Source organism: Paenibacillus sp. CECT 9249 (assembly GCF_918697855.1).
Classification (GTDB): domain Bacteria; phylum Bacillota; class Bacilli; order Paenibacillales; family Paenibacillaceae; genus MSJ-34.
The window spans coordinates 25,088-40,080 of sequence record NZ_CAKKLI010000049.1; the positions used below are offsets into that span (position 1 = coordinate 25,088).

Sequence of the window (14,993 nt, forward strand, 5' to 3'; positions counted from 1 at the left end):
GGGCGACGAGGTTCGTCCTGCCCGGAACTGACGATAAGGGGTTGATGTCGATGATACAGCTCGTAAACATTGAGAAAAAATTTGCCGATCAGACAGTCGTCCACCCGCTCTCGCTTACGATCGACGAAGGAGAGTTTCTCACTTTGCTTGGCCCGAGCGGCTGCGGGAAGACGACGATTTTGCGCATGATCGCCGGCTTCGAGGTACCGACCCGCGGCGACATTATGCTGGACGGCCGGAACGTCACGCAATTGCCGCCGAATAAGCGGGATTTGAATCTCGTATTTCAACATTACGCTTTATTTCCGCATATGACGGTAGAGCAAAATATACAGTTCGGCCTGAAAATGAAAAAAATCGCAGCCGCGGAACAGAAGGAGCGCATCGCCGAAGCGGTTCGCTTGACGCAGTTGACGCCGCTCGTCCGGCGCTATCCGCATCAGCTGTCCGGGGGACAGCAGCAGCGCGTTGCGATCGCGCGGGCCATTGCCAACAAACCGCGCGTGCTTCTGCTAGACGAGCCGCTCGGGGCGCTTGACTTGCAGCTTCGCAAAAACTTGCAGGCGGAGTTGAAACAATTGCAGCGCAATCTTGGCATTACGTTCGTGTACGTGACGCATGACCAGGAAGAGGCGATGATGATGTCGGATCGCATCGTCATTATGAACAACGGCAGGGTGGAGCAGATCGGCACTCCGCAGCAAATATACCGCCGTCCGGAAACGTTGTTTGCGGCTACGTTCGTGGGCGAGAATAATATTTTTATGGCGAAGGACCGGATGTTCGCCATTCGGCCGGAGAAGCTGCAGGCGATCGAGAATGCGGAATCCGGCGCGAAGAAAACAGGCGTCATACAAGATATCGTCTTTCTGGGCAATATTCATAAGCTGGTCGTTCATCTGGATGACGAGCAAACGAACGTTTCGGTCTATCTCGATTTCAAAGACAACAGGCCGTGGCGGATCGGACAACGCATCGGCCTTGATTGGGACCGGGCGGACGAGGTGAACGTCGGGCCATGAACAAGTCGAGATGGTTGATTGCGCCTGTCGTCCTTTGGCTCGTTCTTTTTTTAATTGTGCCGATGTTGTTCGTCGTCGTCATTTCGGTTTTGCAGCGGGACGAATTCGGCAACCTCGTCTACCAGTTCAGCTTGAATAATTACGCGCGTTTCTTCGACTCGCTCTATCTCGGCGTGTATTGGGATACGCTGGTTTTGTCGGTGCTGACGACCGTGCTGTGCCTTATTCTCAGCTATCCGCTCGCCTATTATATCGCCCACTGCAGTCCCGCCAAGCAAAAATGGCTGCTTATTATGATTACGCTGCCGTTCTGGATCAACTTTCTCGTCCGGACGTACGCTTGGGTGCTGCTGTTGCGGTCGCAGGGCGTTGTCAACTCGTTATTAATGAATATCGGTCTCGTTGAGGAGCCGTTAAAGCTTCTATATACGCAAGGGGCGGTCCTGCTCGGTATGGTTTATACGTTCATACCGTTTATGGTGCTGCCGATTTATGTCGCTTTGGAGCAGATGGACCGCAAATTGCTGGAGGCGGCGGGGGATCTCGGCGCAACGAAATGGCGGGCGTTCTGGCATATTACGCTGCCGCAGACCAAGTCCGGCATTATGACCGGTTCGGTGCTTGTGTTCGTGTCGACGGCGGGGATGTTTGTCGTTACCGACATATTGGGCGGCGCGAAGTCGTCAATGATCAGCAATATTATTCAAAATCAGTTTCTCGGAGCGCGCGATTGGCCGTTCGGATCGGCGCTGTCGGTCATCTTCGCGATCACTTCGCTCGTGCTGATCGGTCTATTCAACCGGGCGCTGAAGTCCCGGCATGAACGGGTAAAGGAGGGGAGCGCATGAAAAGCGGCACAGTTAAACAGCACCCGCTTTTATCGCTGCACTCGCTGTTAATGCTGGTGTTTATTTACCTTCCGATCGTCTTTATTGTCGTGTTCTCGTTTAACGATTCGCGAATAAGCGCGACTTGGCAAGGTTTCACCTGGAACTGGTACGTTTCGCTGTTCGATAACCGCCATGTGATGGAAGCGCTCATGAACAGCTTGTCGATTGCGTTTGTCTCGACCGTCGTTTCCACCGTGCTCGGAACGGCGGCGGCGCTCGCTTTGCGGCGCCGGTCGTCGAAGAAAAGCAAAGGCATCGTCGGCATGTTGTATTTGCCGATCGTCGTTCCGGATATTATAATGGGTTTGTCGCTTTTATTGCTGTTTAGCCAGTTCCATATTCCGCTCGGGAAATGGACGATTATTATCGCGCACATAACGTTCAGCATTTCTTACGTATACGTTATCGTGTCGTCCCGGCTGTCCGGCATGGGCAAACAATTGGAGGAAGCCGCTCAAGATTTGGGCGCGACTCCTTGGCAGACGTTCCGTTATATTACGCTGCCTTCGATTTGGCCTGGCGTGATTGCGGGAGCGTTAATCGCTTTTACGCTGTCGATCGACGATTTCATGATCAGCTTTTTCGTCGCCGGTCCGAATTCGACGACGCTGCCGATTTATATATACGGATTGGTTAAGCGGGGCATTTCGCCGGAAATCAATGCGCTTTGTACGCTGATGATTCTGGTCAGCATCATTTTGATCCTGTCGGCTCAAATCTTGCAGAGCAAAGGTTCCGGCAACAAAAAAAAGAGCACCACATTCCCGTTTTGAGAGGACGTTCAAAAAGTTGACTTTTTGAACACGCTCCTTACAGGAGCTTATTTCGATAGAAGTTTTATTTTTTGATATAAGAGAGGGGTAATAAGGTTGAACAAAGTGAAACGATTTGCCGGCATTGCGCTGGCCGGACTGCTCTCCATATCGCTGGTGGCAGTGGCGGGATGTTCTTCATCCAAGCAGGAGACGCTCAATATTTACAGCTGGGCGGATAATTTTGACGAGCAGGTGTTGAAAGATTTCGAGGAAAAATACAACGTACGAGTCAATTACGATGTATTCGCCAATAACGAGGAACTGCTTGCCAAAATTAAAGCGGGCGGTGCGAACTACGATCTGATCCAGCCGTCCGATTATATGGTGGCATCGATGATTCAGCAGGACTTGTTGGAACCGCTCGACAAAAACAACATTCCAAACTGGGTGAACATTACGGATCGTTTCAAAAACCCGGATTACGACCCTGACAACAAGTATTCGATCATATACACTTGGGGCGTATCGGGCATTGCGTACAACAAGAAGTATGTCAAAGAAGAAATCGACAGCTGGGAAGACTTGTGGAACCCGGCTTATAAAGATAAAGTGCTGCTGCTCGACGATTCCCGCGAAGTGATCGGCATGGGCTTGATCAAGAACGGATTCTCCAACAGCACAACCGACGAAGGCGAGATCGAAAAGGCGGTCGGCGATATTAAATCGCTGCTCCCGAGCGTGCTTGCCTTCGATACGGACAATATTAAGCAGAAAATGATCGCGGAAGAAGGATGGATCGGGATGGTATGGTCCGGGGATACGGCCGTGATCGAGGCGGAGAACCCGGATGTAGCTTACGTCGTTCCGAAGGAAGGCGGCACGATCTGGTCCGACAACTACGCGATTCCGAAAGGCGCGAAAAACAAAGAATTGGCCGAGAAATTCATCAATTACATGCTGGAGCCCGAAGTAAGCGTGAAAAACTACGAATCGATCGGATACAGCGATCCGAACGAGAAGGCCAAAGATTTGCATAGCGAAGAATATCGATCGAACCCGATGATCTTCTTGTCCGACGAGGAGTTGGAGCGGACTGAATGGCTGTTGGATGTAGGCAAAACGTTGCAAGTGTACGACCGTTACTGGACGGAAATTAAAAGCGGCAGAGAATAATGACAAATCCAGAGGTGTAGAGACATGAAAACGTTAGTTCGAGTTGGTACGGCGGCAGCAGTCTGTTTGATGGTTTGGGGCGGCATCGCCGCTCCGGCGCCGGCATTGGCGGCGGCAACGGCAATGATGCAATCGGAGCAGGCGGGACAAGCGGCTTCCCCATCGTTCCGGCTGAATGTCGACGGCGAGGCCTCGAAGCATAAAGCTTTATCGGTCGAGCAGGTCACGATGCTTCCGCTATCCTTCTTGAACGAAGATCTCGGTCTAACGGCGTCTTACGATGCACAAGCGAAAGCGATTGCCGTCAAAGCGCCGAATCGGGAAGTTGTCGCGCTTGCCGATGGCTCGGATGTGACGGTAAACGGCCACGAACTCTCGAAAGGGTACACGGTACGGCAAATCGGCGGGGAGTGGTATGTGCCGCTTCCGCTGCTGACAGGGCATATGGGCTATGAGGCCCATTGGATTGCGGACACGAAAACGGTCGTACTAAGCAAAATTCGAGAGAACGATATTCTGTGGACGAATGTTTCGATTAACAAGGAGACGCAGGACGTTACCGTTACGGTGCAATATCCGCAGCTTAAGGGGTTGAAGAGCGGGGACGTCGAGGTGCAGATCAACGAATTGTTCGCCAAGGAGGCCGAACGGTTCGTCGATGCGGCGCTGGCAGAGTCGAAGGGCGCTTTCAACGATATCGGTTTTCAATACGACTACTATCTGGATTACAGTATGAAATACAACCGGAATGACGTCGTCAGCGTACAGTTCCAATCATACGTTTATCAGGGCGGGGCGCACGGCATCCCGGCACGGACCGATTACACGATCAATCTGAATACGGGCAAGGTATATACGCTGAACGATTTGCTGCAATCGAACCCGAATTACAAGGATCCGATCAATGCGGTAGTGAAGAAGGGCTTGCAAGAGATCGCCTTGTACGAGGAAGGGCATGAATTCGCCTTCCGGACGATATCCGACAATCCGTCCTTCTACGTGAAGGACGAAGGAGTGGTCGTATATTTCGACGTGTACGAGTATACGCCCTATGCCGCGGGCTTCCCGGAATTTTATTTCCGGTTCTCGGCATTGCTGCCCGAGTTGCCGGAGGGGGAGCTTCCGTTCTAGAAGTGAGGAGTTCGCATGCGATGCGGGCTCTTTTTTTGCTTCGATTTCTACCGTTAATTTGCGATGCAATCCTATCCAAAGCCATTTTAGCTGGAAAAACTACCGCTAATTCCCCCGGAATCAACCGATTCGCCGATCCTGTTCGAGATTAGCTCCGGCTAATACCGTTAAATGTTGCGATGCCGTTCATTCGGCAAAAATAACGGTTTCATTTCCAGCTAATGCTGAAAATCGACCGAAAAAAACCTGGAGCGATTCGCCCCAGGTTTTCGTTTTGCTATGAACGCTTTATACTTTTTCCACCACTTTATCGATCAAGCCGTATTCCTTCGCTTCATAAGCGCTCATGAAATAATCGCGGTCGGTGTCCTTCTCGATCCGCTCAAGCGGCTGCCCGCTGCGCTCCGCCAAAATGCGGTTCAGCTTGTCGCGCAAGGCGATAATGCGTTTGGCGCGAATTTCGATATCGGTCGCTTGACCTTCCGCGCCGCCTAGCGGCTGATGAATCATCACTTCGCTGTTCGGCAGCGCCAATCGTTTGCCGATCGCTCCGCCTGCCAGCAGAAACGCTCCCATCGAAGCGGCCATCCCTACGCAAATGGTAGACACGTCCGGCTTAATATGCTGCATCGTGTCGTAAATGGCCATGCCGGCCGTAATCGACCCGCCCGGGCTGTTGATATATAGATGGATATCCTTGTCCGGGTCCTCCGCCGCCAAAAACAACATTTGTGCGATAATGGAATTGGCAACGACATCGTTGACCTGCGTACCGAGGAAGATGATGCGATCTTTCAACAATCTGGAATAAATGTCATAAGCGCGTTCCCCACGATTGCTTTGTTCTACGACCATAGGTATAAAACTCACGGAAAACCCTCCTTTAAAAAGTTGTTATGTGAAGCAGATTACCCATATCATAACGGATTTAAACCGAAAAGTCAAAGATAGTCAAACTATTGAAATAAAAAAATCAGCGGCAAGCTGATCGAATTCGTTAAGTGGCGCGCCCGCGAGGAATCGAACCTCGATCTCAGGCTCCGGAGGCCTACGTCATATCCATTGGACCACGGGCGCATATTCAATATTGTTCAAAAAGCGATACAATCGCTATTATATGGCATGGACGGCGGAAAATCAAGCACATAATTTTTCCCAAATCGGAAAAATTGCCGTTTTATACATAGAGTGCATAAAAAGGCGGTTTAAAGTGAAATCTGATGAATAGCGTACTTGCAAGTTAGTCGATTTTTGGTTAAAATGAAGGTGGGACTTAAAAAGTTTACATGGGACATTTTCAGGCCAAGACTAGTTGCAGGAGTGAGAGAAATGCGGGAAATATTAGAGATACAAAAGCAACTTCTTCCTGATCTCATGGAAATTTTGAAGAAACGGTATACGATCTTGCATCAAATCATGCTGTCCGATGTCATCGGACGCCGGACGCTGGCAGCCTCGCTCGATATGACCGAGCGGGTGCTGCGGGCCGAGACCGATTTGCTCAAGGCGCAAGGCTTGATCGAAATCGAGAGTGTCGGCATGCGCATCAGCGACGCAGGCAGAAGGCTGCTGGAGCAGATCGAACCGGTCGTAGGCGAACTGTTCGGACTCACGAATCTGGAAGAGAGAATCCGGAACTACTTCGGGCTGAAGCAGGTCATTATCGTTCCCGGCGATTGGGATACGTCACCCCATACGAAACGCGAATTGGGACGGGCAGGCTGCAGGGCGCTGCGCAAAGTGATGACGAAGGACGATGTCATCGCCGTAACCGGCGGTTCGACGCTCGCGCAAATGGCGGAGCAACTTACGACATCGACGCCGCTCAAAGGCAACTGGTTCGTGCCGGCCCGCGGCGGGTTGGGCGAGAGCTTGGATTACCAAGCCAATACGATCGCATCGACAATGGCGAAGCGGACAGGCGCGCAATACCGGCTGCTGCACGTGCCCGATCAGATGAGCGAAGAAGCCTACCAGTCTCTTAGCCAAGAGCCGAACATTCAGGAAGTGGTGAAGGCGATTCGCCAGGCGCGCATTGTGGTGCACGGGATCGGAGACGCGTTCGTCATGGCGCGGCGAAGGCGCGTGGACGATAAGACGGTCGAAGCGATCCGGCAGCGAGGGGCGCTCGCGGAAGCGCTCGGATATTACTTCGACACGCAAGGAAGGGTCGTTCATCGGACTCCGACGCTTGGCCTCAGGCTGGAAGACGTCATGAAGACGGAAGTCGTGATCGCGATCGCCGGAGGAAAGAGCAAAGGCAGATCGATCGCCGCCGTATTGCGGTTCGGGCATGAAGATATTTTGGTGACCGACGAGGCGGCAGCGCATGAAATACTTAAATATATGGATGGGGCGGAACGCGGCGACGCGTAAGCCGCAGACGAGCGATAACTGCCCTGAACCAACGTAACAATGTGGTCTTGACGTGCCTATGGCTCGTCTTGAATATATAAAAATACTTTTCTAGGAGGAATTATCAATGGTTAAAGTAGGCATTAACGGTTTTGGACGCATCGGCCGCAACGTATTCCGCGCGGCGTTAAACAACCCTGAATTGGAAATCGTGGCAATCAACGATTTGACCGACGTTAACACGCTGGCTCATCTGTTGAGATATGATACGACTCATGGCAAGCTCAACGCGACTGTCGAAGCCGCTGAAGGCAAGCTGATCGTAAACGGCAAAGAGGTTAAAGTATTCGCGGAGCGCAATCCTGAGAACTTGCCTTGGGGCGCGAACGGCGTTGAAATCGTCGTTGAATCGACAGGTATTTTCACGGCGAAAGAAAAAGCCGAGCTTCACTTGAAAGGCGGCGCGAAAAAAGTGATCATCTCCGCCCCTGCTACGAACGAAGACATTACGATCGTTATGGGCGTCAACGAAGACAAATACGATCCTGCAAGCCATACGGTCATTTCCAACGCTTCTTGTACGACAAACTGCTTGGCTCCGTTCGCGAAAGTATTGGATGAGAAATTCGGCATCGTGAAAGGCATGATGACGACGGTTCACTCCTACACGAACGACCAAAGCGTGCTTGACCTGCCGCATAAAGACCTTCGCCGTGCGCGCGCCGCTGCGGAGAACATTATTCCGTCCACTACGGGCGCTGCGAAAGCGGTCAGCTTGGTCCTTCCGCAATTGAAAGGCAAATTGAACGGTATGGCAATGCGCGTACCTACGCCGAACGTTTCCGTAACGGATCTCGTTGTCGAGTTGAGCCAAAACGTAACGGTTGAATCGGTAAACAGCGCTTTGAAAGAAGCTGCCAACGGTCCTTTGAAAGGCATCTTGAACTATTCCGAACAGCCGCTCGTATCGAGCGACTACAACGGAGATCCTGCTTCCTCGACGATCGACGCGTTGTCGACGATGGTTGTCGGCGACAACATGGTGAAAGTCGTTTCCTGGTACGACAATGAGTGGGGCTATTCCAACCGCGTCGTAGACCTGGCTATTTACATCGCGAAAAAAGGTCTGTAATCGAATATCGTTCCGATCGAAGGGGAGAAGCGGTTTGCTCTCCTCTTCCGTCGGTTCCGAGCCATCATTAGTTTCCTAGAACAAAAGCGGGAGGAAGACGGACATGAATAAAAAAAGTGTACGTGACGTAGATGTAGCAGGCAAACGGGTATTTGTGCGCGTCGATTTTAACGTGCCGTTGGAAGACGGAAAAATTACCGACGATACGCGGATTCGCGAGACGCTGCCGACCGTTCGATATTTGATTGAAAAAGGCGCGAAAGTCATTTTGGCAAGCCACTTGGGACGTCCGAAAGGACAGGTGGTCGAGTCGATGCGCCTTACGCCGGCGGCGGAACGTTTGTCCGAACTGCTCGGCAAACCGGTTGCGAAAGCGGATGAAGCGGTTGGCGACGCGGTGAAAGGGAAAATCGCGGACATGAAAGACGGAGACGTATTGCTGCTCGAAAACGTACGTTTCTATCCCGGCGAAGAGAAGAACGATCCGGAATTGGCGAAATCGTTCGCTGAACTTGCCGATTTGTTCGTAAACGACGCCTTCGGCGCCGCGCACCGGGCCCATGCTTCGACGGAAGGCATCGCGCATCACTTGCCGGCCGTATCCGGTCTGTTGATGGAGAAAGAGCTTTCCGTACTCGGCAAGGCGTTGTCCGATCCGGAACGTCCGTTCACGGCGATTATCGGCGGTTCGAAAGTGAAGGACAAAATCGACGTGATCAACAAGATGTTGGAGATTGCCGACAACGTATTGATCGGCGGAGGATTGTCCTATACGTTTATGAAGGCGCAAGGCTATGAAATCGGCCAATCGTTGTGCGACAACGAGAAGCTGGATATGGCGCTCGGCTTTATCGAGAAGGCGAAACAGCTCGGCAAAAACTTCATGCTTCCGGTCGATATTGTCATTTCCGACGATTTCAGCGCGGACGCGAATACGAAGATCGTTGATATCGACGATATTCCGGCCGATTGGGAAGGCATCGATATCGGACCGAAAACGCGCGAGCAATATGCGGAAGTGATTAAAAACTCCAAGCTGATCGTATGGAACGGCCCGATGGGCGTATTCGAAATCGAACCGTTCTCGCATGGGACGCGCGCGGTAGCGCAGGCTTGCGCCGACACGGCCGGTTATACGATCATCGGCGGCGGCGATTCGGCGGCGGCGGCGGAGAAATTCAAACTTGCCGACAAAATGGACCACATCTCCACGGGCGGCGGCGCTTCCCTCGAATTTATGGAAGGCAAAGCGCTCCCGGGCGTTGTAGCGCTTAACGACAAGTAAAGGAAGTGAACGTAAGTGAGAAAACCGATTATCGCAGGCAACTGGAAAATGTTCAAGACGGTAAGCGAGGCGACCGCCTTCATTCAAGAAGTGAAAGGCAAAGCGGAAGTTGACGGCGTTGAGAGCGTCATTTGCGCGCCTTATACGAATTTGCCGGCATTGGTCGAAGCGGCGAAAGGCACAGCGATCCAAATCGGCGCCCAGAACATGCACTTCGAAGACAGCGGCGCGTTTACCGGCGAAATTAGCGGCGTTATGCTGAAAGATCTCGGCGTCTCCTACGTCATTATCGGGCATTCCGAGCGCCGCGCTTATTTTGCGGAAACCGACGACATCGTCAACAAGAAGGTTCACGCCGCGTTCAAGCACGGCTTGACGCCGATCGTCTGCGTCGGCGAGAAATTGGAAGAGCGCGAAGCCGGTCAGACGAAAGACGTTTGCAAAGTGCAAACGGAAGGGGCTTTCCAAGGCTTGTCCGCGGAACAGGCGGCGCAAGTCGTCATTGCTTACGAGCCGATCTGGGCGATCGGAACGGGCAAATCCTCGACGGCGGAAGACGCGAACGAAGTTATCGCTTATATCCGCGAGTTGGTCAAAGGAATGTACGGCGAAGCGACGGCGAATGCGGTCCGCATCCAATACGGCGGCAGCGTGAAGCCGGAAAATGTGCGCGAATATATGAGCCAAAGCGATATTGACGGCGCCCTCGTCGGCGGCGCGAGCTTGCAGCCTGCCTCCTACATTCAATTGGTCGAGGGGGCAAAGTAAATGTCCGCACCGAAACCAGTAGCGCTGATCATCATGGACGGATTCGGATTGCGCGACGATGTAGTCGGCAACGCGGTCGCGCAAGCGAACAAGCCGAACTACAACCGCTATATGAGCGAATACCCGCATACGACGTTAACGGCATGCGGCGAAGCGGTCGGACTGCCTGAAGGTCAAATGGGCAACTCGGAGGTAGGCCATTTGAACATCGGCGCAGGCCGAATCGTGTATCAAGATTTGACGCGCATTTCCAAATCGATTCGCGAAGGCGAATTTTTCGACAATGAAGTGTTGATCGGCGCCGTGCGCCACGCCAAGGACAATCATACGAAACTGCATTTGTACAGCTTGTTATCCGACGGCGGCGTGCACAGCCATATCAGCCACTTATTCGCCATGTTGGAACTCGCGAAGAAGGAAAATTTGCAAGACGTATACATTCACGCGTTTCTGGACGGCCGCGACGTCGCTCCGGACAGCGCCAAAACATATATGCAGCAGCTTCTTGCGAAGATTGAAGAAGTCGGCATCGGCAAAATCGCGACCGTGCAAGGCCGTTACTATGCCATGGACCGCGACAAACGGTGGGAGCGTGTCGAGAAATCGTACCGCGCCATGGTCTACGGCGAAGGACCGAAATACGAAGATCCTATGCAAGCGATTGTGGAATCATACGAGAAATCGGTCTTCGACGAATTCGTGATGCCGACCGTCATGACGGACGCAAGCGGACAACCGGTCGGCTTGGTGGAATCGAACGACGCCGTCGTCTTCCTCAACTTCCGTCCGGACCGGGCGATTCAGTTGTCCAACGTATTCACGAACGAAGATTTCCAAGGTTTCGACCGCGGCGACAAACTGCCGAAGAACCTGTATTACGTCTGCTTGACGCTCTTCAGCGAGACGGTGAAAGGGTATGTCGCGTACAAACCGAAAAATCTCGACAATACGCTCGGCGAAGTGCTGGTGCAAAACAACAAGAAACAGCTTCGCATCGCCGAAACGGAGAAATACCCGCATGTAACGTTCTTCTTCAGCGGCGGACGCGATGTTGAACTGCCGGGCGAAACCCGGATTCTCATCAATTCGCCGAAGGTGGCGACGTACGATTTGAAACCGGAGATGAGCGCTTACGAAGTGGCGGAAGCGGCCGTGAAAGAGATCGAAGCGGACAAACACGACTGCATCATCTTGAACTTCGCGAATCCGGACATGGTCGGACATTCCGGCATGCTGGAGCCGACGATCAAGGCGGTGGAAGCGACCGACGAGTGCATGGGCAAAGTCGTGGAAGCCGTTCTGGCGAAAGGCGGCGTTGCGATCATTACGGCGGACCACGGGAATGCGGAGACGGAAATCGACGAGAACGGAAGACCGCATACGGCGCATACGACGAATCCGGTTCCGTTTATCGTTACCGACAAGAACGTTTCGCTGCGGGAAGGCGGCATTCTGGCCGATATCGCCCCGACGATCCTCGATTTGATGCAATTGAGCCAACCGGCGGAAATGACCGGAACTTCAGTAATCAAGAAGTAATGAAAATGAATTGATTATCGACCAACGATGAAAAGGAGTGCTTATCAATGACAATCATTTCTGATGTATTCGCGCGCGAAGTATTGGACTCTCGCGGCAATCCTACGGTAGAAGTAGAAGTTTATTTGGAATCCGGCGCAATGGGACGCGCGATCGTACCTTCCGGCGCATCCACGGGCGCGCATGAAGCGGTTGAGCTTCGCGACGGCGACAAAGACCGTTACCTTGGCAAAGGCGTGTTAAAAGCGGTTGAGAACGTCAATGAAGTCATCGCGCCCGAAATTATCGGCATGGACGCGCTTGACCAGCTTGGAATCGATAAAGTGATGATCGAGCTTGACGGCACGCCGAACAAAGGCAAGCTGGGCGCCAACGCGATTCTGGCCGTTTCGATGGCTGTCGCTCGCGCGGCTGCCGAAGCGCTGGAAATTCCGCTGTACGTATACCTTGGCGGATTCAATGCGAAACAGCTTCCGGTTCCGATGATGAACATCATCAACGGCGGCGCGCATGCGGACAACAACGTCGACGTGCAAGAGTTCATGGTTCTGCCGGTAGGCGCTCCTACGTTCAAAGAGGCGCTTCGCGCAGGCGCGGAAATTTTCCATAACTTGAAATCGGTACTGAAAGCGAAAGGCCTGAATACGGCTGTCGGCGACGAAGGCGGCTTTGCGCCGAACCTCGGTTCCAACGAAGAAGCGATCCAAACGATTATCGAAGCGATCGAAAAAGCGGGCTACAAACCGGGCGTGGACGTATTCCTGGGTATGGACGTCGCTTCCACCGAGTTCTACAAAGACGGCAAATACCATCTCGAAGGCGAAGGCAAATCCTACACTTCGGCTGAATTCGTCGATTTGCTCGCATCCTGGGTGGACAAATACCCGATCATCACGATCGAAGACGGATGCTCCGAGGACGATTGGGAAGGCTGGAAGCTGCTTACCGAAAAATTGGGCGGCAAAGTTCAACTTGTCGGCGACGACTTGTTCGTAACGAATACCGAGCGTTTGTCCCAAGGCATCGAGAAAGGCATCGGCAACTCGATCCTCGTGAAAGTCAACCAAATTGGTACGCTCACCGAAACGTTCGACGCGATCGAAATGGCGAAACGCGCCGGCTATACGGCGGTTATCTCCCACCGTTCCGGCGAATCCGAAGACAGCACGATTGCGGACATCGCCGTTGCGACGAACGCTGGCCAAATCAAAACCGGCGCTCCTTCGCGTACGGACCGTGTGGCGAAATACAATCAATTGCTTCGCATCGAAGATCAATTGGGCGATCTCGCGCAATATGCCGGCCAAAAAGCTTTCTACAATTTGAAAAAATAATTTGAGCCTTTGTTTCTAAGCTCTGTCAGCCTGTCGGAAATTGTCCGGCAGGCTTTTTCTGTACGGTGGCGAATGATGAAATTGACTCGTTTTGCAGGAGTTCGTGTCCGTTGCGTGGAATTCCCGGCCAGTCTTACCTCTTCTGGTTCCCCTTCTGTCGAAATCCCCTTCCCTCAGGAGGCAGGAGTATAGAGTCAAGGGTTTGCACAGAAGGCAACGTGTCTGCCGAACTGAGCGTAATTAGAATACGAAAACAAAGGCATAGGACGACGCGCGATATTCTTTTTTCCACTTTTTGTATGTACCTCTAATTTATAATAAAACTTTAATTTTGTTAGTAAGTATGTTATTGTAATAATATTGGATTTGTGAACAACACAAACAAAGATAAACATATAGGATAAGGAGTGGCAGCAAGATGAACAAAATTCTTTATATTACGGCAAACCCGAAAGCGGTAGAAGCTTCTTACAGCCTCCAATTGGGCGAGCATTTCCTGCAAGCGGCGAAAGAAGCGAAGCCTTCGATCGAAATCGAGCGCATCGATCTGTTTGACGGGAATATGCCGATGATCGATTATACGGTCATGAGCGCATGGGGCAAGCTGGCGAGCAATGAAGCGTTGAACGATGAGGAGCAAGCGGTGATCGGCCGGATGAACGAGCTGTCGGATCAATTCGTGTCTGCGGACGGCTATATTTTCGTGTCGCCGATGTGGAACCTGACGTTCCCTCCGCATCTGTCGGCTTATCTGAACAACGTGATGGTTGCGAGAAAGACGTTCCGCTATACCGGCAACGGGCCTGAAGGGCTGTTGAAAGACCGTAAAGCGGTGCATATTCAAGCACGCGGCGGCTTCTATTCGGAAGAAGCGGCGCAAGGAAGAAATTTCGGCGACAATTATTTGAAAACCGCGTTGGCGATTTATACGGGGATTACCGATTATACAAGCCTCTATGTCGAAGGAATGAACGCTTTCCCGGACAAAGCCGGCGAATTTCTGGCCGAAGCGAAGAAACGGGCCGAGGCGGCGGCGAAATCGTTCGTTCTTGACGCCGTGCAAGTAGGTTAACGGACTAACGGCAAACGTAACGAACCAACGCGCAAGCACACCTTGTCAATACGCAGCGTACATGATATAATAAGAATGCTGTTTTTATATGTACGTACTTTTCCTACGGAAAATTTTGAGGAGGAAAATCTGTGGAAATATTGTTCAAAGTGTTGCTCGTAATTTTCTCATTAGGCTTGATTGCCGTTGTGCTTCTGCAAAAAGGGAAAAGCGCCGGCCTATCGGGTGCCATTTCCGGGGGTGCGGAACATCTATTCGGCAAACAGAAAGCGCGCGGCTTGGATTTGTTTTTACAACGTTTAACCATCACATTGGCTGCCGGATTTTTTATTCTGGCGATGGTCGTGGCTTATCTTGTAAAAGTTTAATAATGTGATAGACGAACGCAGCGGGAAACGGGTTTCCCGCTGTTTTTTTGACATTATAGAATTTATAAAATTTTGGGGTGGGCAGGGCTTCCGCCTCGTTTTTGTTTTTGGTAAGGTTAGGATATGGAGACGAACGTGCTAAAACGAATCTTCTTTGATGAACATGGAC

The 14,993-nt window shown here is 52.0% G+C and carries 14 protein-coding genes and 1 tRNA gene; 13 read left to right on the plus strand and 2 right to left on the minus strand.

From position 1 onward, the window contains the following. The first annotated feature begins 44 nt into the window (after positions 1-44). The 5 genes from LQ229_RS22825 (at position 45) to LQ229_RS22845 (ending at position 4,971) form a co-directional block, all read left to right on the plus strand. Positions 45-1,022 carry an ABC transporter ATP-binding protein gene (locus LQ229_RS22825; protein ID WP_290370068.1) on the plus strand — a complete coding sequence of 326 codons (978 nt, stop codon included), beginning with the start codon at positions 45-47 and terminating at the stop codon, positions 1,020-1,022. Continuing rightward, a complete protein-coding gene (locus tag LQ229_RS22830) occupies positions 1,019-1,870 on the plus strand; it encodes an ABC transporter permease (RefSeq protein WP_216541136.1) in 852 nt (283 codons plus the stop codon). Before LQ229_RS22825 ends, LQ229_RS22830 begins: the two co-directional genes overlap by 4 nt. After that, a complete protein-coding gene (locus LQ229_RS22835; RefSeq protein ID WP_216541137.1) occupies positions 1,867-2,685 on the plus strand; it encodes an ABC transporter permease in 819 nt (272 codons plus the stop codon). Before LQ229_RS22830 ends, LQ229_RS22835 begins: the two co-directional genes overlap by 4 nt. Positions 2,686-2,781: 96 nt before the next feature. Continuing rightward, entirely contained in the window at positions 2,782-3,840 is a 1,059-nt protein-coding gene (locus tag LQ229_RS22840; RefSeq protein WP_216541138.1) for a spermidine/putrescine ABC transporter substrate-binding protein, read from the plus strand. 24 nt (positions 3,841-3,864) lie between these two features. Further along, the gene (locus tag LQ229_RS22845; protein ID WP_230192982.1) at positions 3,865-4,971 is read left to right on the plus strand and encodes a DUF4163 domain-containing protein; all 1,107 of its coding nucleotides are present in this window, start codon (positions 3,865-3,867) and stop codon (positions 4,969-4,971) included. Between the two features lie 288 nt (positions 4,972-5,259). Here LQ229_RS22845 and clpP read toward each other — a convergent pair whose 3' ends face one another. Together clpP and LQ229_RS22855 are read right to left on the minus strand one after the other, a co-directional pair. After that, positions 5,260-5,841, minus strand: a complete 582-nt coding sequence (clpP, locus tag LQ229_RS22850) for an ATP-dependent Clp endopeptidase proteolytic subunit ClpP (protein ID WP_290370067.1) — start codon at positions 5,839-5,841, stop codon at positions 5,260-5,262. A 132-nt stretch (positions 5,842-5,973) separates the two neighbouring features. Continuing rightward, a tRNA-Arg gene (locus LQ229_RS22855) sits at positions 5,974-6,048 on the minus strand. A 252-nt stretch (positions 6,049-6,300) separates the two neighbouring features. On the opposite strand from LQ229_RS22855, the gene LQ229_RS22860 reads away from it, so the two are divergent. The 8 genes from LQ229_RS22860 to secG all read left to right on the plus strand — a co-directional run bounded on the left by LQ229_RS22860 (position 6,301) and on the right by secG (position 14,824). Continuing rightward, complete coding sequence (locus LQ229_RS22860; RefSeq protein ID WP_216541140.1) at positions 6,301-7,347, plus strand: sugar-binding domain-containing protein; 1,047 nt, start codon at positions 6,301-6,303, stop codon at positions 7,345-7,347. A 106-nt stretch (positions 7,348-7,453) separates the two neighbouring features. Then, the gene (gene gap, locus LQ229_RS22865; protein WP_216541141.1) at positions 7,454-8,458 is read left to right on the plus strand and encodes a type I glyceraldehyde-3-phosphate dehydrogenase; all 1,005 of its coding nucleotides are present in this window, start codon (positions 7,454-7,456) and stop codon (positions 8,456-8,458) included. Positions 8,459-8,561: 103 nt separating this feature from the next. Then, complete coding sequence (locus LQ229_RS22870; RefSeq protein WP_230192983.1) at positions 8,562-9,743, plus strand: phosphoglycerate kinase; 1,182 nt, start codon at positions 8,562-8,564, stop codon at positions 9,741-9,743. A gap of 15 nt (positions 9,744-9,758) precedes the next feature. Next, entirely contained in the window at positions 9,759-10,511 is a 753-nt protein-coding gene (gene tpiA / locus LQ229_RS22875; protein ID WP_230192984.1) for a triose-phosphate isomerase, read from the plus strand. Then, positions 10,512-12,050, plus strand: a complete 1,539-nt coding sequence (gpmI, locus tag LQ229_RS22880) for a 2,3-bisphosphoglycerate-independent phosphoglycerate mutase (RefSeq protein WP_230192985.1) — start codon at positions 10,512-10,514, stop codon at positions 12,048-12,050. A gap of 47 nt (positions 12,051-12,097) precedes the next feature. Beyond that, on the plus strand, positions 12,098-13,384 hold the full coding sequence (eno, locus tag LQ229_RS22885; protein WP_216541145.1) for a phosphopyruvate hydratase: 1,287 nt from the start codon (positions 12,098-12,100) through the stop codon (positions 13,382-13,384). A 418-nt stretch (positions 13,385-13,802) separates the two neighbouring features. Then, a complete protein-coding gene (locus tag LQ229_RS22890) occupies positions 13,803-14,456 on the plus strand; it encodes an NAD(P)H-dependent oxidoreductase (protein ID WP_216541146.1) in 654 nt (217 codons plus the stop codon). A gap of 131 nt (positions 14,457-14,587) precedes the next feature. Beyond that, complete coding sequence (secG, locus tag LQ229_RS22895; RefSeq protein WP_216541147.1) at positions 14,588-14,824, plus strand: preprotein translocase subunit SecG; 237 nt, start codon at positions 14,588-14,590, stop codon at positions 14,822-14,824. The last annotated feature ends 169 nt before the right edge of the window (positions 14,825-14,993 follow it).